Source organism: Bacillus cereus group sp. MYBK15-3 (assembly GCF_051916765.1).
GTDB lineage: Bacteria > Bacillota > Bacilli > Bacillales > Bacillaceae_G > Bacillus_A > Bacillus_A cereus.
In genome coordinates this window covers 601,410-618,029 of record NZ_JBQAHG010000002.1, presented here as the reverse complement: position 1 = coordinate 618,029, position 16,620 = coordinate 601,410, and the positions used below count along the sequence as shown (strand labels likewise).

Sequence of the window (16,620 nt, the reverse complement as noted above, 5' to 3'; positions counted from 1 at the left end):
TTAGGAGGTGTCCCTTATGAACGGTCGTTCGTTTACTTTCGCTATATTTGTGCTTATTATCGGATTGGCAATATTCGGCCTTGTTTCATCTGTTATTACAAATCCCATGGGTGTATTAAGAAATATCGGGTACATGTTACTTGTTGTTGGTATCTTTTACTTGCTATACAAGATGTTTACAAATTCCAGTGGTTCTGCAAATTCACAAAGCTCATATAAGCGTGCGGCAAAACAATCGAACCGCAAACATGGGAAACAAAATGTAGCACCCCTAGGCAATTCTTTCTTTAAGTCAAATACTTCTAATGACAAAAGCAAAAAAGGGAATTCTCCCACTTTGAAACGAAAAAGAAAACAGTCTCATTTAACTGTCATTGAAGGCAAAAAAAGCAAAAAGAAAGACCGTGCTTCCTTTTAGGAAATACGGTCTTTTTTTATACTTTGAAGCACTTCTTTTAAACTTTTCTCTCTCATACTTTCAATTCGAAGATGATGATTTTCAAATGGTAAATTCCGTGTCACATCATTAGGTACAACAACGCACGTTAATCCCGCTGCAACTGCTGCTCTCAATCCATTTAATGAATCTTCAAATACAACAGCTTCAGACGGCTTAATTCCTAATTCTTCTATTGCAACTCGATAAAGAGCTGGATCTGGTTTTACCTTCTCAACATCTTCTCTCGTTTTAATTACTTCAAAATATTCTCGAATCTGTAGCTCTTCTAAAAAATGAATAACCCATTCTCTAGACGAACTAGAAGCCAGTGCGATTTTCAATCCCATTTCTTTCGCTTCTTCTAAATATTCTTTTACCCCGTCACGAGCTTCTGGTATTTTCATTTTCTCTTTATGTAAAGTTGCCACTTTTTCTTTTAATGCACTTTTGTTAAACTTCTCTTTTAATTGATCATTTAAATATGTATAAAGTACCTCATCTGTTGTTCCAATACATTTCGCAAATTCCTCTAAAGGTAGTTCCCCGCCGTATTCACGAACAGCATCTCTGAAAGAGTGAAACCATATCGTTTCTGTGTCCACAATTAATCCATCAAAATCAAAAATAATTGCTTTCATAATTCTCCCATCCTTTTCGAATTGAAATAAAAAAGGAAACGCCATACGTTCCCCTTAATTACTTTTCTCTTCATTTGCTCTTTGAACACCACGAAGTGTTTCCACTCGGACTGCATCTTGTTCAAAGTATTCCACTAAATCACCAATGCGATCAATTGCTTCCCAACTTAAATGATGTTCAATTCCTTCTACATCATTGTAAATTTTACTTTCATCCACACCGATAATACGCATAAATTGCTCTAGCAAGTCATGACGATATACGAGACGTTCTCCGATTTTTTTACCTTTTGTTGTTAATACAAGCCCTCTATATTTTTCATAAATTAGATATTCATCTTTGTCTAATTTTTGCACCATTTTTGTTACAGAGGATGGATGTACACTAAGCGCTTCAGCAATATCAGATACGCGGGCGTAACCCTTTTCATCAATCAACAAATAAATTTGTTCAATATAATCTTCCATACTAGGGGTAGGCATCGGTTTCCTCCATCCAAGTTCATTTTGCTTATTCCGTACGAAGCAATCAATAAAATGATACACCAGAAAGAATAACGTGACAAGTTGAAAACGAGCCTAAATATATAAAACAAAAAAGAATCTGTATTTGCATACAGACTCCCCTTAAGTAAAATATTGTATTTCTGCATTAAGAAAAAACTCATTTCTATAACCTCTTATCGTTTCTTTTAATACTGCTGCATCATCTTTTTTATATACATATTTTCCGATGGTTTCGGAAAACAATGCTGAATCAATTCAAACGTTAAATTTGGTATCGTCATATCTTTGTCGCTCAAATAGTTTACGGTATCCTTCTTCCCATTCTTCATGCATTTAAATTGGCGCAACTATAAAACCAAGTGGATATTCAAGTGCCTTTCGTTCAAAGTAAACGAGCTTTGGCATAAATGGTCTCATATGCTTTTCGCCCTCTCGTTAGTATGGGGGACATTAAAGTTTTCCACCCCAGTAACTTGCGTTGCAAGTTACTGGATGTTATAATTTGGATACCAGCTACCTTGCAACGCAAGTTACCTGAATAAAAGGTGGTGAAATCATGCACAGCCAAATGTTAAAAGGTGTACTAGAAGGTTGCATCCTATACATCATTTCACAAGAAGAAGTGTACGGATATGAACTGAGTACAAAATTAAATAAACACGGATTTACATTTGTAAGCGAAGGAAGCATATATCCATTATTGTTACGTATGCAAAAAGAAAAATTGATTGAAGGAACATTAAAAGCTTCCTCACTCGGTCCAAAGAGAAAATATTATCACGTAACCGATAAAGGGCTAGAACAACTTGAAGAATTTAAAAAAAGCTGGGGAATGGTTTCTACTACGGTAAATAACTTATTACAGGGGGAGTGATAGGGATGAATGCACAAGACATGATTGAATTGAATAATAAAAAACGTGAGCTTCTAACTTCCGAAAACGAAATTGCTTATGGTGATATGTTAGTATATCTTCGGTTATCTAATGTACCCGAACATCAAGTGGAAGAACTTTTGTTAGAAATATTAGACCACCTTATCGAAGCACAAGCTGAGAATAAAAATGCTTATGACATTTTCGGAAATGATTTACAATCTTACTGCGATGAACTTATAGCTGCTTTACCCGCCCAAACAAAATTAGAAAAAACTTCTTTAATTGGTTTTGTTATTAGTTTACTCCTTGCTATACAGTTTGGAATGGATACCCTTGCTTCTCTTTTCATTTTCCTGTTTGAAAAAGATACCGATATAATAAGTCCACCTTTTAGCATCCCTGGAACTACTTTGTCTATTTCATTAATTGTACTAGGAATACTGCTTATTTTATATTTATTAAAGCGTTATTCTTTTAATAAAAAGATAAATTGGAAAAAACGAATTCTATTCGGGTTCGCTTTTGCTACTCCATTTTGTTCAGCTATATTCGTAAATATTTATTTCAGAAAACAACCTTATTTCATTTACCATCTAACTTTTTGGCAAAACGCCTTAATCGCAATCTTATTTTTTATTTTATATAAACTACTATACAAAAAATCAAATTTTTAACAGCCCTTCAAAAGGCTGTTTTTTCTTCTGTCTAATTTTACAAATTGAAAAATTTCATAAAGAAAATAAGAAAAATGCAAAATAATTAAAGTTAATTGTTGACGTGATGCTTTTATTATCGGTATCATAAATCTTCGTGAGCAATTATTTTTCGTTATACGATTTTTTATTATTACTGAATTTTTGAGAGGAGAAATTAGATGTCAGTTAAGAAGAAAACGCAAGTACGCACCGGCAAAATGGTACGTGAACTAATGTTAGCAGACGAAGATGTAAATGCTTCGCTAATTATGGTATATAGTGAAAACGGTGTAAACGCAGAAATTAAAATCGAGGGCTTAACGCCGAAATGTAACGAAGAATTATTTTTGAGCGGAAACGTGGATTGGAACAAGAGTGTTATTTATAAAATTGTTGATTTCACTGGAAACGCTGAAGTTGGTAAAGTTACATTAACAGCGATGAACAAAAACCATGTTTCTCTAGAAATTGAACGCGTTATGTGGAGTAAAGAAAATAAAGAAGCTGCCGAGCAAGAAGAAACACAGGTAGAAGCAGCACCGAAAAAAGAAGTAGTTGTAGAAGCTCCAAAAGCAATTACGCCTGCTCCTAAGCCTGTTACGCGTGTGGAAACACCTGCTATGGCACCTAAGCCTACTCCGGTACCGACACCGAAGCCAGTAAGCGTAGAAGCAGCTGTAGAACTAGTTACTCCAGCGCCTGTGAAAAAAGCAGTCCCTACTCCAGTTACAAAGCAAGAGACAGCACCGGTTGCTCCTGCAAAACCGAAGCAGCCTGCTTTGACTGAAACAAATTCAAAACTACAAGAAAATTATGTTAAACTCGTGAAAAAGACAATTGAAGTTTGTCAAGATTACGAGCTTGGCATCGACATAGATGATTCTATTGAAAGCTTAAAAGAAGAACTACAAAGCCAAGGTATTAGCGTTACATTTGACAAAGAAATTATGGACGTTGTAAGTCGCCTTCGTTCTTTACAAGATAAAGGAATCAAAGTAGAAAAAGTACTTAATTTACTATAAAAAAATAAGAGGTGGCTATCGCCATCTCTTATTTTTTATAATTCCACTCATTACTTTCATACTTTTCTTTCGCTAACGTTTGAACTTCATGTAACTGTTCTTCTGTTAATTCATATGGAACAAGTTCTACATCTAATCCTTTTTCAAAGCCAACTTCAAACGCTTTAATTAACTGCTCTATCGTAAATGTACGGTCTGTTAATTCATTAATTGCTACTGCTTTAGAAGAGAACATACTCTTCATACGTTCCTTCACACGTTCATTTGGGAATAAAAATAGATCATATAGTTCATCTAAATCAATTTCTAATGGAATCGATCCATGCTGTAAAATAACACCTTTTTGACGTGTTTGAGCACTACCAGCAATTTTTCGTCCTTCCACTACAATTTCATACCAAGATGGTGCATCAAAACATACGCCTGAACGTGGATTTTTTAAATTTTCACGATCTGCTTCTGTTTTTGGAACTGCATAATAGGCTTCTAACCCTAATGCCTTAAAACCATCTAATAAACCTTGCGAAATAACACGATACGCTTCTGTAACTGTTTTCGGCATGTTCGGATGATCTTCAGACACAATAACACTATACGTTAACTCTTTGTCATGTAGTACACCCCTGCCGCCTGTTTGACGACGAACGAATCCATATTTCTTTTCGTTAACTACATCCATATTAATATCTTTTTCAACACGTTGAAAATATCCAACTGTTAATGTTGGTACTTCCCATTCATAAAAACGAATTGTTGGTGGCATTTTCTTGTCACTTTGCCAATTTAATAAACATTCATCTAACGCCATATTAAATGCCGGTGAACATTGACCAGAGTTAATATAACACCATTTTTCTTTTCCCATCCTGCACCTCATATAACCAATTATTTTTCACATTCTCTAGTCTACCAAATTCGACAAAATTTGTGAAAGAATACGAAATTTCTTCTTATATGCAAATGAATCTGTTGCATAAATACATATGGGCATTATAATATTGAAAGTAGGATAAGAAAAAAGGGAGCGATAGAATCGTGTCAACAACTTGGATTATTTTATTAGCCGTAATCGTAGCATTTATCGGCTACACTGTATGGATGTACTTCTATCAGAAAAAATTAATTAAAACTCTTACAGAAGAAGAATTTCGCGCTGGCTACCGTAAAGCACAGCTTATCGATATTCGTGAAGCAGATGAATATAACGCAGGGCATATTTTAGGTGCACGTAACATTCCGTTATCACAAATTCGCCTTCGCCATAAAGAACTTCGTCAAGATCAACCTGTTTACTTATATTGCCAAAGCGGATTCCGTACAGGTCGTGCAGCGCAATACTTAAAAAAACAAGGCTACAAAGATTTCTACCAATTACAAGGTGGATTTAAATCTTGGACAGGCAAAATTAAAAAGAAATAATAACATACAAAAAACTAGCTGAATAAATCAGCTAGTTTTTTCATTTCATCTTATTCGCAATGTATAATAAATTCTGCTTGATTACCTTTTCATCGTTCTCTTCTACATTCCGATACAGCAGTTGATATTCAATTCCTTTCTCTTTCCATATAAGCGTAGCAAATTCGTCACCACGTTCATAATCATCTTTATTTTTAAAATAAGCAGACGTTCCATTATTCAGTTTCATTTGTTCTTGAAATCGCTTCTCTTCCACAAGATCCGGAAAACTATAGGGAAAGTTCGCGACATTTAACTCAATATACTCATTTCTACCTGACTCCTTCTGTTTATATTTAATCGTTAAGACAGTGTTCTTTTTCCCAAGCGTTCTTACTTCCCCCTTCACATCACTTGTAATGTCGTACGGTAAAAACGTTGGAACTTTAAACTTCACCGGAAAATATTTTGGAAGTTCCTTTAGCGGAATAGGATCCGTAACACGATCCATAGCTCCTCCTGTTGTTCCCACAAAGTGTTTTTCTTCTTGCATCGTTTGCTGAAACGAACACGAACTAAGCATGAAACTAGAAAACACGAAACAAATGATTCTTTTTTTCAATTTGTTTCCGCCCTTTCATACCGCTCTCTTAACGAACGAAGCGTTGATATTCTCTCCATATTCGCTTTGTCACCAAACTCCACCTTTGAAAACTTTCCACGTTATTCTCACACATTTTGACAACACTTTTTGCAAACAAAAAAGACCCCTATCATTCTTACGCCCAAGTGAAAAGGTTACGCGAATAAAAAGAAGTCTTATTAATACCATAGTTTGTGAAAAGCTTTTCAGGTCAAGATTTTTTCTTTCTTATTATTTTCCCTTTATAATAAGGGAAAGAGGTGATACATATGGCCAATATAAAACAAATTGCTAAAACTGCTGGTGTATCGATATCAACTGTTTCTCGTGTCCTGAATAATCACCCTTACGTAAAAGAAGAAAAGCGTAAGCGTGTTCTAGATGCTGTTGAAGAATTAAACTACGCAAAAAATATAAATGCTGTCCATTTAATAAGAGGGAAAACATATACAATTGGCGTTATGCTTCCTTTCATTAACCTCCCCTACTTCAGTACGATTATTGAAGGAATCGGAAACGAAGCGTTAGCTGCCGGATATCACATTAATTTATGTCAAACGAATTACGATAGCATTGAAGAAATTCGTGTTCTTGAAATGATGAAAATGAAACAATTTGATGGGATGATTATTTGCTCCCGAACGAGCTCTTGGGAACAAATCGAACCTTTTGCAAAATTTGCCCCTATTATTTCATGTGAAAAAATGAAGCATCCCCTCATTTCATCCATCTACGTAGATCATTATGAAGGTTTCCGTCTCGGTACTGCCTATTTACTAAGTAGAGGCCATGAAAAAATCGGAATTTGTTTAGCAAGAAAAACAAGTGTAAATTCCATGGAGCGCGAAAAAGCGTTCGCCGATACACTTCGTAACGAAGGGAAAACGTTGCATCCTGAATGGATTTTCCACCAATGCTATACAATGCAGGACGGAGCACAAATACTCCATCGTATTTTAAATATGACAAATCGTCCAACTGCTATTTTCACAGCGAACGATCAAGTTGCAGCTGGTTTATTAACAGAGGCTCGAAAACATGGTATTCGAGTACCTGAAGACCTTGCTATCCTTGGATTTGATAATCATGAAATTTCAAAGGCATTAGAAATTTCCACAATTGAACATCCCGGTCTCGCAATGGGCTCACATGCTTTTTCTTTATTCCATAAGCAGATCCAAAGCGAGCAAATTGTCGGCAGTGCAAAAGAACTTTCATTCCATTTAATTGAGCGAGAGACTGTCTAAAAAGAGCGTTACCTATAACGCTCTTTCTCAGCTCTTCACCTATTGACTTTATATTTCCCATCTCATATAATGAACCTAACGAACGGTAGGTAGGGGATGAAAATGACAGCAAACCGCATTAAAGCTGTAGCACTTTCTCATTTCGCACGCTACGGCTATGAAGGAACTTCATTGGCAAATATTGCTCAAGAAGTTGGGATTAAAAAACCATCGATTTACGCACACTTTAAAGGAAAAGAAGAGCTATATTTCATATGCTTAGAATCTGCTCTTCAAAAAGATTTGCAGAGCTTCACAGGCGATATCGAAAGCTTTTCCAATTCGTCCACTGAAGAATTGCTTTTAAAATTATTAAAAGGGTATGCAAAACGATTTGGTGAAAGTGAAGAATCAATGTTTTGGTTACGAACTTCTTATTTTCCGCCTGATGCATTTCGCGAACAAATTATTAATAAAGCAAATGTACACATTGAAAACGTCGGAAAACTTTTATTCCCTGTATTTAAAAGAGCAAGCGAACAAGATGAGCTGCATAACATTGAAGTAAAAGATGCCTTAGAGGCTTTTCTATGCTTACTCGACGGTCTTATGGTTGAACTATTATACGCAGGTTTAAATCGTTTTGAGACACGTTTAGACGCTTCTTGGAAAGTATTTTGGCGCGGACTTTCAAACTGACGGATTGCCCTTTGCAATGCGTCGTTTTTAAGCCCTTTACCTAACGACTGGTAGGAAGGAGAAATGACATATGGCATGGATTTATGTAATCATCGCTGGTATTATTGAAATCTTTTGGGTGATTGGACTAAAAAAAGCAGCGGCACCACTTGAATGGGCTGGTGTTGCTCTATTAATTACAATTAGTTTCGTCTTATTATTTAGAGCTTATAAAGATTTACCTGTCGGCACTGTATACGCAGTCTTTACAGGAATCGGAGCTGGTGGAATCGTTCTTACAGAGATTTTCATTTTCGGAGAACCTTTCTCTATCGTAAAAGTTTTATTAATCGGTTTAATCTTCTTCGGAGTAATTGGTTTAAAACGAGTAACAGAAGAAAAAGAAGCGAAGGAGGCTGCATAAAATGGCTTGGGTATTTTTAATTCTAGCTGGTATTTGTGAAATTATTGGTGTACTCTTTATGAAAGTAGCCACTGAAAAGAAAGGCTGGGCACCAAAAGTTATTTTAATCGCTAACTTCGGCGTAAGCTTCTTCTTCTTATCTCTTGCGATGAACACATTACCGATGGGAACTGCTTACGCGATTTGGACTGGAATCGGAACTGCTGGAAGTGCACTTCTAGGCATTCTCATTTTCCGAGAATCAGCGGATTGGCGTCGTCTTGCTTTCTTAAGCTGCATTTTATGCGGCGCTGTTGGCTTAAAACTATTAAGCTAACGTGAGGTGAATGTCATGCGGAAAGAACAAGGAAAGAAAATATTAGCATGGATCACACTTTGTATCGTCATTCTATTACAAATAAGTTTTCATATAATAGAATCATTGTTTCATAAAGTATTATCCATTCTCACATTCCTTCCTAACATGACACTTGAAATTATATCGATTGTTTGGTCCATTATCGCCTCCATTGCAATCGTCATTATATGGAGTATCACCAAACTATGGAATAAGTTATTTAAAAAGGACAGTATTTCTGAAAAAGAATAACTGTCCTTTTTTATATTCATTCAGACTTTCTGTAGAAGTTACATGTGATAAGACAAAACAGACCAATTATGGCAATACTTATACCAACCCCTTTATGTAAACTTGGAAATAGTGGTGGTATATTAGAATAAAAATTTGCTAATATGAGACCGATTGAAAATAAAAATACCCCTATTCTATATAACCATTTTCTTTTGTTCATCATTCTCCCCTCCTAAAATTTTTCATACACTCCTTTCTTTTGGACATACTAACTAAAAAAGGAGTGGATAATATGCAAAATTCTATACATAAGCAAATTCTATTTTTATTTTTCCTCTTTCTTATTCTCGTTATCGTTTTCAGCTTTATATTACATACTCCAAAAGATGTACCAAATAGCGTTTCTTTTTATAAACTACTGCTCTCGTATTGTCGTTATTGAAGAAGGTGCCTTTTTTAAGGCACCTTTTAAAATTCTCTTTTTTCATATATTTTTACTGAAACAAAGATAGATATTATGAACATGCATATTGAACTAATGAATAACAAGCTGTTATATAGTTGAATTTGTTCTAGGTTGATTCCAAAGAAAATAGAAGAAACGGCCATAGGTGCTATTAGTATAAAAATCGCAATAAAAATAGTTTTTTTATAGGCCAACCAAAACGATATCGGTAAAACAAAGCTTAAATACACTAAAATAAAGCTAATACTAGCAACCATTGTCGTTTCAATAAATTCAAATAGGTTAACCCCATTCTTCATTCCCATCGTAAAACAACCGACCATTACACTTATAAAAAGAATAATAATTGCTACTATATATTTTGCAAATACAATTTGTTTTCTCAATATTGGTAAACTATTTACTATAACTTCACTCTTATTTTTACTATCTGCTTCAAACGTTTTTACTGTTGCCCCAATTGTAATAATTACTGACATAATTATGAACAGATTTTCCGTATCTGTTAAGGCCATATAAAAGAAAACAGGATACAGTATGTACCAAATTAAAAATTTCCATTGAATAATGAAATCTTTTAAAATTAGTTGCTTGATCATGTATTGCACCTCCTAATATGAAAATGTCCCTTCTATAACTCTGCCTGCTGAAACATTTTCATTGAGAGGAACATTGATATGAATATACTCACTAATACTCCAATACTAAGAACACCCATTGCTAGTGTAGCCTCTTGAGAGTGAAGTACTTTTAACATAATTGTTTTATCACCAAAAATATTGCACATAAGACCAATCATACCCATTAAAGGAAACAGCATAATCAAATTCAAGACTGTAATAACTTTATATCCCCTAATGTAATTAGTCGGTATCGTTACTACACAATAAATCAAAGTTGCTACTATCGCTGAAAACACTGCATATCCAGGCATGACTATATCCCTGTCCAATAAAATATTTCCTAATATTACGACTATAAAAGTTACACTCAAACCAGCCATAATAAATAATGTGCTTGAAATATATTTAGCTATAATTATCTCTTTTCTCGTTATAGGTAAACTCACTAATACTTTTTCCGCTTTACTTTTCTCGTCATAATAAAAAGAAATATATATAATCGTACTACATGTTATAAATAATCCTATTGCAATCCCCATTGGTTCGACGGAATTCTTAAAAATAGATAAAATAGGGATTAAAAAATAGAAAGGAAACATCTTCTTCTGTAAAAAAAACTCCTTCAAAATCAACTGTTGCATATGAATTCCCCTCTCTATAAATCACGCGTTTTATAAATTTTAATTGTAAGAAACATAGAAGCGATATAGGCACTAGCTAATATCATTCCTCCAACTGTAAATACACCAATATGTACTGGATTCATAATCCACTCACTGAATGAAGATGTTGTTTCATTCAGCCCATCACTAATAAATATCCAAAGAAGTACACCAATCCCCATTGCTGCGGCTGATACTATACTTCTCATGCCCTTTGATTTTGTACCATAATAACTAGGAAAAAATGTCGCCACAAATACTACAGAATAAATCACTCCACTTACCACTACATACCATGGAATTTCAATATAAAAATTAGGATGGTATACACCAATATCATCAATAACAGCAATACCTCTTAAAAGGAATACAATTATCATAGTTGAAACCATGGCACCGACAATAAATATTGCACAGGAAATATATCTAGCAATAATGATATCCTTCCGACTTACTGGTAAACTATTTATAATAATGTCACTTTTATTTCTTTCATCCATAAAGGTTAACGTCATAACGGAGGAGAGGGTTATAAATAGACAACTCATCGGAAATAAAAATTCACCACTTGGCTCTAACATAAAAAACAAAAGAGGCATAACAAAATTCACTAACCACATTACCCGAAAAAAGAACAAATCTTTATATACAAGCTGACGCATAGGCACCTCTCCCTTTCGCAGTGTAAACGATAATGTCATCTAATGTAGGCTTTTCTAGTACAACCTCATTTCCAAACCAATCGATAATTCCTTGTTTATCCTTCGCTAAACCTTCGAAACCAAATTTATTTTTTTGTAATCCAACAAATAGTTCTTTTCCTTCTTGGTCTAATAAATCATTACTTCCTTTTACGATTACGTAGTTCTCCATTAAGTCTTCTTTTTCACCAGTAAATATAATTTCTCCATCATTGATGAACGTAACATAATCTGCAATGCGCTCTAAATCTGTTGTAATGTGCGTTGAGAATAATACGGATACTTCATCTTCCATTACAATTTCTTGCAACATATCAAGTAATTCACTTCGAACAACTGGATCTAACCCTGCTGTCGGTTCGTCCATAATAATAAACTCTGCGTGGTGCGAAAGTGCGATGGCAATCGCAAATTTCATTTTCATTCCTTTTGATAATTCTTTAATTTTTTTATACTTTGGAACTTGCAATCTATGCATATACGATTGATACTGCTCTTCGTCCCACTTTTTATATAACGGTGCAATAATACGCTTCATTTGTTCACACGTTAAATCTTCGTAATAATGATTTTCATCATATACAAAGCCGATATTTTGTTTTATTTCCTTTTCAGCTTTCTTATTGTCCTTGCCAAAAATTTTTATATCTCCGTTATCTTTTTTAATTAAATTCATAATCATTTTGATTGTCGTACTTTTCCCGGCCCCATTCGGTCCGACAAACCCCATAATATATCCGCGTGGTAACGTAAAACTTATATTTTTCACTGCGAAACCTTCATAACTTTTACAAACATTTTTTAACTCTAACATCTCTCTCATTCCCCCTTATATAAAAACGCAATCATCTGCTGTAATTCTTCAAGTGAAAGCTGCAACGCTTTACTTTCATTCACAATCTCTTCCGCTTTACTTTCCAATAGGCGAAGCCTTTGTTCTTTTAATAGTTCATTATTTTTACGTGAAACATAAGTCCCCTTCCCAGCAACAGTTTCTATATATCCTTCTTTTTCAAGCTCCTCGTATGCACGCTTCGTTGTAATGACACTAATTTGTAATTCCTTCGCTAAGCTACGAATAGACGGTAATTGATCTCCACCCTTTAAACCGCCATTTAAAATAAGCTGGCTTAATTGTTTTCTTATTTGCACATAAATAGGGTCTTGGGAAGAATTCGAAATAATAATATTCATGTTTTCCTCCAGTGTGTGTATATACTGTGTATACCTTATATATACAGTATATACACAGCATCCTATTTTTGGCAAGAAAAAAAGACCAACATTTTCCTGTTGGTCTTTCGTATATGTATCACTTTTCAAAGCGATCTAACATCTCGTCTCTCATTCCGAAACTTACTACTGCAATTCCTATATACATAAACAGAAGGAATGCCGGATGAACTGTATTGTACCAGCTGCTGTCAACAATTAAGTAAATCGTTAATGCCACAACAAGAACAAACGCTAAGATAAACATATAAAAGTGTCTTGTACTACCCATGATAAACTCCTCTCTTCTCACTTCACCATTCAACAGTTTATTTTATCGAATAATTCGATATGACTCAAGGTTAACTTTCTGTTATGTAATCAAGTTCTACCTTTACAATGTCCTCACATGCTATTGAAATGATTGTTCCTTGTTTATCAATCGCCGTCACTTCTCTATTATCCATTACACGATTTGCTACTCTTTCTAACACTTTTCCTTGGTCCCGATAGCAAAATTCTTTTACATCTTTAATTGTTTCTCCATTTTCTAAATGGTATACCATTCTATAACATCGATATCCCACACTTTCACCCCCGTCTTGTTCGTTTTTTCACATATACATAAAAATGAGTAATCTTTGCCTCATCACATCTTCTTAATTTCAATAAAATTCTAACAAAAATAAATACTTTTATCAAACCGACTTTTTCAACAAAACTACCTATAAAACTACACCTTTACACCATTAGGAAACAAAAAACATATTTTTTTAACATTTTCTTCACTATTTCTGCATAAAGTGAAACTTTAATCAGTGGGGATTTTTGTTCATCCCCACTGATTATTAGTTGAACCAATCGGGCATTTACGGACAGTTTATCTCCCACCTGGCTTCTTTGCACCAGCTAAGTTTTGAGTTGGGAGTTTACTGTCCGTTAATGCGGGACAAATTCTCCATACAAAAAAAGAACCCGCCTCAGCGAGTTCTTCCTTTGTTATTTTAATCAAACTTGTACAGGAGCTGGCTTCGCATAACGTAAAACTGGTTTACGTGCAGCCATCGTTTCGTCTAAACGTTTAATGACTGTCGTATGCGGTGCTTCTTGTACAACTTCTGGATTTTCTTCTACTTCTTTAGCGATTTGAATCATCTTATCAATGAAACCATCTAATGTTTCTTTTGATTCTGTTTCTGTCGGCTCAATCATAATACATTCTTCCACATTTAATGGGAAGTAAATTGTTGGTGGATGGTAACCGAAATCAAGCAGACGTTTTGCAATATCTAATGTACGTACACCAAGTTTCTTTTGACGACGACCTGATAATACAAATTCATGCTTACAATGTCTATCGAATGGAAGATCGTAGAATGGCGCTAATCTTCTCATCATATAGTTCGCATTTAATACAGCATACTCCGTTACTGCACGCAAGCCATCTGGACCCATAGAGCGAATATACGTGTATGCACGAACGTTAATTCCGAAGTTACCATAGAATGGTTTCACACGACCAATTGCTTCTGGACGGTCGTAGTTGAAGTGATAACCATTTTCCGTTTTCTCTAAAATCGGTTTTGGTAAGTACGGAATTAAATCAGCTTTCACACCTACTGGACCAGAACCTGGGCCACCACCGCCGTGAGGACCTGTAAATGTTTTATGAAGGTTTAAATGCACAACGTCAAATCCCATATCTCCTGGGCGTGCTTGGCTTAATACCGCATTTAAGTTTGCACCATCATAGTATAATTTACCGCCTGCATTATGGACGATTTCTGCCATTTCTAAAATATTTTCTTCGAATAGCCCTAATGTATTAGGATTTGTTAACATAAGTGCTGCTGTTTCTTCGTTTACAACACGTTTTAAGTCTTCTAAGTCAACAAGGCCATTTTCATTTGATTTTACTGTAATTGTTTCAAAACCAGCTACAGTTGCAGATGCTGGGTTCGTTCCGTGAGCAGAGTCAGGCACAATTACTTTCGTACGGTTAAAGTCACCATTCGCTTCATGGTATGCACGAATTAACATTAAACCTGTCCATTCTCCATGTGCACCAGCTGCTGGTTGTAAAGTAACAGTATCCATACCTGTAATTACAATTAAATGCTCTTGTAAGTCGTACATTAATTCCATTGCACCTTGTACTGTCTTTTCATCTTGCAACGGATGAATATTTGCAAATCCTGCGAAACGAGCTACACTCTCATTAATTTTCGGATTATATTTCATCGTACAAGATCCAAGTGGATAGAATCCAGAATCAACACCGTGGTTACGGTTTGAAAGTGCTGTATAGTGGCGCATAATATCAAGTTCAGATACTTCTGGTAGCTCTGCATCTTCTACTCGAATATAATCGCTCTCAAACACATCTTCTAGTTTCACTTCTTCTACATCTAATTTGGGTAAGCTATATCCTATGCGTCCTTCTTTACTCACTTCAAAGATAAGTGCTTGATCTTGGTTCTTCATTGGATAGCCCCCATTTCGTTTACAAGTGTGTCAATTTCCTCTTTTGTACGAAGCTCAGTTACTGCTACAAGCATATGGTTTTCATGCTCTTTATAATCACGGCCTAGATCGTAACCGCCGATAATATTCTTTTGTAATAATGCATCGTTTACTTCTTTCACTGGACGTTTGCAATCTACAACAAACTCATTGAAGAATGGTCCAGCAAATGTTACTGTGAAGCCTTTCGCTTCAAATTGACGTTTTGCATATTGTGCTTTAGAAATGTTTTGACGTGCCATTTCTTTCACACCTTGTTTGCCAAGTGCCGTCATTGCAACAGAAGCTGCTAATGCATTTAACGCTTGGTTTGAACAAATGTTAGATGTCGCTTTATCACGACGAATATGCTGTTCACGTGCTTGTAACGTTAATACAAATCCACGTTTACCATCTGAGTCTACAGTTTGTCCAACAAGACGTCCTGGAATTTTACGCATAAATGCTTTCGTTGTTGCAAAGTAACCACAGTGCGGTCCACCAAACTGCGTTGGAATACCGAATGGTTGTGCATCACCGATTACAATATCAGCACCAAATTTCCCTGGTGGTGTTAATGCGCCTAATGATAATGGATTTGAAGAAACGATAAATAATGATTTTTGTTGATGAACGATTTTTTCAATATCAGCTAATTTTTCAACTTGTCCGAAGAAGTTTGGATATTGAACGATTACACAAGCAACTGTATCATCTACTTCACTTTGTAATACGTCTAAATCTGTTACACCATCTTTATGATTAATTTCAACAACTTCAAGATTTTGTCCTTTTGCATACGTTTCAAGTACTGCTCTTGATTCTGGATGAACCGCGCTAGATACAAGAATTTTCTTTTTGCGAGTATGACCAGCTGCTAACATTGCCGCTTCAGCTAAAGCTGTACCCCCGTCATACATAGAAGAGTTTGCTACATCCATTCCTGTTAATTCACAAATCATTGTTTGGAATTCAAAGATTGCTTGTAATTCCCCTTGTGAAATTTCCGGTTGGTATGGTGTGTAAGCTGTATAAAATTCTGAGCGAGAAATAACATGATCTACAATTACTGGAGCATAATGATCGTATACGCCTGCTCCTAAGAAAGAAGCGTATTCTTTTAAGTTAGCATTTTTACTAGCCATTTGAGATAGCTCTTTTAAAAGCTCTGGCTCTGATTTTGCTTCTTTAATTTTTAAATCCCCTTTAAAACGAACACTCTCTGGAATATCAGAGAATAATTCATCGATCGTTTGAACGCCGATCGTTTGTAACATTTCTTTTTTGTCTTCTTCTGTCATTGGAAGATAACGATGCAACATGAAATCTACCCCTC

At 35.2% G+C, this 16,620-nt stretch carries 25 protein-coding genes and 1 pseudogene; 10 read left to right on the top strand and 16 right to left on the bottom strand.

What is annotated here, in order from left to right; all coding sequences use genetic code 11:
* Window positions 1-16: 16 nt before the first annotated feature.
* Window positions 17-418, top strand: a complete 402-nt coding sequence (locus ACTFR8_RS11675; RefSeq protein WP_001014461.1) for an SA1362 family protein — start codon at window positions 17-19, stop codon at window positions 416-418.
* Here the strand turns inward: ACTFR8_RS11675 and ACTFR8_RS11670 are convergent.
* The 3 genes and pseudogenes from ACTFR8_RS11670 to ACTFR8_RS11660 all read right to left on the bottom strand — a co-directional run.
* Window positions 415-1,077, bottom strand: coding sequence for an HAD family hydrolase (locus ACTFR8_RS11670; protein ID WP_033689636.1), 663 nt, complete (start codon window positions 1,075-1,077; stop codon window positions 415-417). The genes ACTFR8_RS11675 and ACTFR8_RS11670 overlap by 4 nt on opposite strands.
* 54 nt (window positions 1,078-1,131) lie before the next feature.
* Window positions 1,132-1,560, bottom strand: coding sequence for a transcriptional regulator MntR (gene mntR / locus ACTFR8_RS11665; RefSeq protein WP_001143083.1), 429 nt, complete (start codon window positions 1,558-1,560; stop codon window positions 1,132-1,134).
* A gap of 144 nt (window positions 1,561-1,704) precedes the next feature.
* Window positions 1,705-1,950: pseudogene (locus ACTFR8_RS11660) on the bottom strand (spore photoproduct lyase family protein); the annotation flags it as partial.
* 190 nt (window positions 1,951-2,140) lie between these two features.
* Here ACTFR8_RS11660 and ACTFR8_RS11655 point away from each other — a divergent pair.
* The 3 genes from ACTFR8_RS11655 to ACTFR8_RS11645 all read left to right on the top strand — a co-directional run bounded on the left by ACTFR8_RS11655 (window position 2,141) and on the right by ACTFR8_RS11645 (window position 4,178).
* Entirely contained in the window at window positions 2,141-2,458 is a 318-nt protein-coding gene (locus ACTFR8_RS11655) for a PadR family transcriptional regulator (protein ID WP_000556081.1), read from the top strand.
* Between the two features lie 5 nt (window positions 2,459-2,463).
* On the top strand, window positions 2,464-3,135 hold the full coding sequence (locus tag ACTFR8_RS11650; RefSeq protein ID WP_000993589.1) for a DUF1129 family protein: 672 nt from the start codon (window positions 2,464-2,466) through the stop codon (window positions 3,133-3,135).
* Window positions 3,136-3,335: 200 nt separating this feature from the next.
* Window positions 3,336-4,178, top strand: coding sequence for a hypothetical protein (locus ACTFR8_RS11645; protein WP_440027377.1), 843 nt, complete (start codon window positions 3,336-3,338; stop codon window positions 4,176-4,178).
* 28 nt (window positions 4,179-4,206) lie between these two features.
* On the opposite strand, the gene ACTFR8_RS11640 is transcribed toward ACTFR8_RS11645, so the two are convergent.
* Entirely contained in the window at window positions 4,207-5,043 is an 837-nt protein-coding gene (locus ACTFR8_RS11640) for a lipoate--protein ligase family protein (RefSeq protein ID WP_000514067.1), read from the bottom strand.
* 170 nt (window positions 5,044-5,213) lie between these two features.
* Between ACTFR8_RS11640 and ACTFR8_RS11635 the strand changes: the two genes are divergently transcribed.
* Complete coding sequence (locus ACTFR8_RS11635; RefSeq protein WP_000108653.1) at window positions 5,214-5,597, top strand: rhodanese-like domain-containing protein; 384 nt, start codon at window positions 5,214-5,216, stop codon at window positions 5,595-5,597.
* A 40-nt stretch (window positions 5,598-5,637) separates the two neighbouring features.
* On the opposite strand, the gene ACTFR8_RS11630 is transcribed toward ACTFR8_RS11635, so the two are convergent.
* Window positions 5,638-6,174, bottom strand: a complete 537-nt coding sequence (locus ACTFR8_RS11630; RefSeq protein WP_025966335.1) for a hypothetical protein — start codon at window positions 6,172-6,174, stop codon at window positions 5,638-5,640.
* A 314-nt stretch (window positions 6,175-6,488) separates the two neighbouring features.
* Between ACTFR8_RS11630 and ACTFR8_RS11625 the strand changes: the two genes are divergently transcribed.
* The 5 genes from ACTFR8_RS11625 to ACTFR8_RS11605 all read left to right on the top strand — a co-directional run bounded on the left by ACTFR8_RS11625 (window position 6,489) and on the right by ACTFR8_RS11605 (window position 9,136).
* Window positions 6,489-7,466, top strand: a complete 978-nt coding sequence (locus ACTFR8_RS11625; protein ID WP_001273983.1) for a LacI family DNA-binding transcriptional regulator — start codon at window positions 6,489-6,491, stop codon at window positions 7,464-7,466.
* Between the two features lie 96 nt (window positions 7,467-7,562).
* Window positions 7,563-8,144 (top strand): TetR/AcrR family transcriptional regulator, encoded by a 582-nt coding sequence (locus ACTFR8_RS11620; RefSeq protein WP_002005730.1) that lies wholly within the window; start codon window positions 7,563-7,565, stop codon window positions 8,142-8,144.
* Window positions 8,145-8,214: 70 nt separating this feature from the next.
* On the top strand, window positions 8,215-8,547 hold the full coding sequence (locus ACTFR8_RS11615) for a DMT family transporter (protein WP_098481124.1): 333 nt from the start codon (window positions 8,215-8,217) through the stop codon (window positions 8,545-8,547).
* A gap of 1 nt (window position 8,548) precedes the next feature.
* Entirely contained in the window at window positions 8,549-8,863 is a 315-nt protein-coding gene (locus ACTFR8_RS11610; protein WP_000312623.1) for a DMT family transporter, read from the top strand.
* A 15-nt stretch (window positions 8,864-8,878) separates the two neighbouring features.
* Window positions 8,879-9,136 carry a DUF3975 family protein gene (locus ACTFR8_RS11605; RefSeq protein ID WP_069604694.1) on the top strand — a complete coding sequence of 86 codons (258 nt, stop codon included), beginning with the start codon at window positions 8,879-8,881 and terminating at the stop codon, window positions 9,134-9,136.
* Between the two features lie 16 nt (window positions 9,137-9,152).
* Here the strand turns inward: ACTFR8_RS11605 and ACTFR8_RS11600 are convergent, their stop codons facing one another.
* The 11 genes from ACTFR8_RS11600 to gcvPA form a co-directional block, all read right to left on the bottom strand.
* Window positions 9,153-9,341: a hypothetical protein gene (locus tag ACTFR8_RS11600; RefSeq protein ID WP_033685729.1), complete on the bottom strand. Its 189-nt coding sequence runs from the start codon at window positions 9,339-9,341 to the stop codon at window positions 9,153-9,155.
* Between the two features lie 245 nt (window positions 9,342-9,586).
* Complete coding sequence (locus ACTFR8_RS11595) at window positions 9,587-10,183, bottom strand: ABC-2 transporter permease (protein WP_070756949.1); 597 nt, start codon at window positions 10,181-10,183, stop codon at window positions 9,587-9,589.
* 32 nt (window positions 10,184-10,215) lie between these two features.
* On the bottom strand, window positions 10,216-10,848 hold the full coding sequence (locus ACTFR8_RS11590; RefSeq protein WP_440027375.1) for an ABC-2 transporter permease: 633 nt from the start codon (window positions 10,846-10,848) through the stop codon (window positions 10,216-10,218).
* A gap of 14 nt (window positions 10,849-10,862) precedes the next feature.
* A complete protein-coding gene (locus ACTFR8_RS11585; protein ID WP_001249567.1) occupies window positions 10,863-11,531 on the bottom strand; it encodes an ABC-2 transporter permease in 669 nt (222 codons plus the stop codon).
* A complete protein-coding gene (locus ACTFR8_RS11580) occupies window positions 11,512-12,384 on the bottom strand; it encodes an ABC transporter ATP-binding protein (RefSeq protein WP_100619269.1) in 873 nt (290 codons plus the stop codon). Before ACTFR8_RS11580 ends, ACTFR8_RS11585 begins: the two co-directional genes overlap by 20 nt.
* A gap of 5 nt (window positions 12,385-12,389) precedes the next feature.
* On the bottom strand, window positions 12,390-12,764 hold the full coding sequence (locus tag ACTFR8_RS11575; protein ID WP_001021353.1) for a GntR family transcriptional regulator: 375 nt from the start codon (window positions 12,762-12,764) through the stop codon (window positions 12,390-12,392).
* A 118-nt stretch (window positions 12,765-12,882) separates the two neighbouring features.
* Window positions 12,883-13,074: a hypothetical protein gene (locus tag ACTFR8_RS11570; RefSeq protein ID WP_000535933.1), complete on the bottom strand. Its 192-nt coding sequence runs from the start codon at window positions 13,072-13,074 to the stop codon at window positions 12,883-12,885.
* Between the two features lie 70 nt (window positions 13,075-13,144).
* Window positions 13,145-13,348 (bottom strand): DUF3929 family protein, encoded by a 204-nt coding sequence (locus tag ACTFR8_RS11565; RefSeq protein ID WP_000262496.1) that lies wholly within the window; start codon window positions 13,346-13,348, stop codon window positions 13,145-13,147.
* 314 nt (window positions 13,349-13,662) lie between these two features.
* Window positions 13,663-13,794 carry a glycine dehydrogenase gene (locus ACTFR8_RS11560; protein ID WP_080339870.1) on the bottom strand — a complete coding sequence of 44 codons (132 nt, stop codon included), beginning with the start codon at window positions 13,792-13,794 and terminating at the stop codon, window positions 13,663-13,665.
* The gene (gene gcvPB, locus ACTFR8_RS11555; RefSeq protein ID WP_440027372.1) at window positions 13,791-15,266 is read right to left on the bottom strand and encodes an aminomethyl-transferring glycine dehydrogenase subunit 2; all 1,476 of its coding nucleotides are present in this window, start codon (window positions 15,264-15,266) and stop codon (window positions 13,791-13,793) included. Before gcvPB ends, ACTFR8_RS11560 begins: the two co-directional genes overlap by 4 nt.
* Window positions 15,263-16,606 (bottom strand): aminomethyl-transferring glycine dehydrogenase subunit 1, encoded by a 1,344-nt coding sequence (gcvPA, locus tag ACTFR8_RS11550; RefSeq protein ID WP_000903240.1) that lies wholly within the window; start codon window positions 16,604-16,606, stop codon window positions 15,263-15,265. The genes gcvPB and gcvPA overlap by 4 nt, the downstream gene beginning before the upstream one ends.
* Between the last annotated feature and the right edge of the window lie 14 nt (window positions 16,607-16,620).

Excerpts from the sequence above, each read along its gene's own strand:
- ACTFR8_RS11575 (WP_001021353.1), bottom strand. The coding sequence starts at position 12,764 with ATGAATATTATTATTTCGAATTCTTCCCAAGACCCTATTTATGTGCAA.
- ACTFR8_RS11610 (WP_000312623.1), top strand. The coding sequence starts at position 8,549 with ATGGCTTGGGTATTTTTAATTCTAGCTGGTATTTGTGAAATTATTGGT.
- ACTFR8_RS11605 (WP_069604694.1), top strand. The coding sequence starts at position 8,879 with ATGCGGAAAGAACAAGGAAAGAAAATATTAGCATGGATCACACTTTGT.
- ACTFR8_RS11670 (WP_033689636.1), bottom strand. The coding sequence starts at position 1,077 with ATGAAAGCAATTATTTTTGATTTTGATGGATTAATTGTGGACACAGAA.
- ACTFR8_RS11625 (WP_001273983.1), top strand. The coding sequence starts at position 6,489 with ATGGCCAATATAAAACAAATTGCTAAAACTGCTGGTGTATCGATATCA.
- ACTFR8_RS11565 (WP_000262496.1), bottom strand. The coding sequence starts at position 13,348 with ATGGTATACCATTTAGAAAATGGAGAAACAATTAAAGATGTAAAAGAA.
- gcvPB (WP_440027372.1), bottom strand. The coding sequence starts at position 15,266 with ATGAAGAACCAAGATCAAGCACTTATCTTTGAAGTGAGTAAAGAAGGA.
- ACTFR8_RS11590 (WP_440027375.1), bottom strand. The coding sequence starts at position 10,848 with ATGCAACAGTTGATTTTGAAGGAGTTTTTTTTACAGAAGAAGATGTTT.
- ACTFR8_RS11620 (WP_002005730.1), top strand. The coding sequence starts at position 7,563 with ATGAAAATGACAGCAAACCGCATTAAAGCTGTAGCACTTTCTCATTTC.
- ACTFR8_RS11585 (WP_001249567.1), bottom strand. The coding sequence starts at position 11,531 with ATGCGTCAGCTTGTATATAAAGATTTGTTCTTTTTTCGGGTAATGTGG.
- ACTFR8_RS11570 (WP_000535933.1), bottom strand. The coding sequence starts at position 13,074 with ATGGGTAGTACAAGACACTTTTATATGTTTATCTTAGCGTTTGTTCTT.
- ACTFR8_RS11675 (WP_001014461.1), top strand. The coding sequence starts at position 17 with ATGAACGGTCGTTCGTTTACTTTCGCTATATTTGTGCTTATTATCGGA.
- ACTFR8_RS11595 (WP_070756949.1), bottom strand. The coding sequence starts at position 10,183 with ATGATCAAGCAACTAATTTTAAAAGATTTCATTATTCAATGGAAATTT.
- ACTFR8_RS11580 (WP_100619269.1), bottom strand. The coding sequence starts at position 12,384 with ATGTTAGAGTTAAAAAATGTTTGTAAAAGTTATGAAGGTTTCGCAGTG.
- ACTFR8_RS11645 (WP_440027377.1), top strand. The coding sequence starts at position 3,336 with ATGTCAGTTAAGAAGAAAACGCAAGTACGCACCGGCAAAATGGTACGT.
- ACTFR8_RS11640 (WP_000514067.1), bottom strand. The coding sequence starts at position 5,043 with ATGGGAAAAGAAAAATGGTGTTATATTAACTCTGGTCAATGTTCACCG.
- gcvPA (WP_000903240.1), bottom strand. The coding sequence starts at position 16,606 with ATGTTGCATCGTTATCTTCCAATGACAGAAGAAGACAAAAAAGAAATG.
- mntR (WP_001143083.1), bottom strand. The coding sequence starts at position 1,560 with ATGCCTACCCCTAGTATGGAAGATTATATTGAACAAATTTATTTGTTG.
- ACTFR8_RS11655 (WP_000556081.1), top strand. The coding sequence starts at position 2,141 with ATGCACAGCCAAATGTTAAAAGGTGTACTAGAAGGTTGCATCCTATAC.
- ACTFR8_RS11650 (WP_000993589.1), top strand. The coding sequence starts at position 2,464 with ATGAATGCACAAGACATGATTGAATTGAATAATAAAAAACGTGAGCTT.
- ACTFR8_RS11615 (WP_098481124.1), top strand. The coding sequence starts at position 8,215 with ATGGCATGGATTTATGTAATCATCGCTGGTATTATTGAAATCTTTTGG.
- ACTFR8_RS11600 (WP_033685729.1), bottom strand. The coding sequence starts at position 9,341 with ATGATGAACAAAAGAAAATGGTTATATAGAATAGGGGTATTTTTATTT.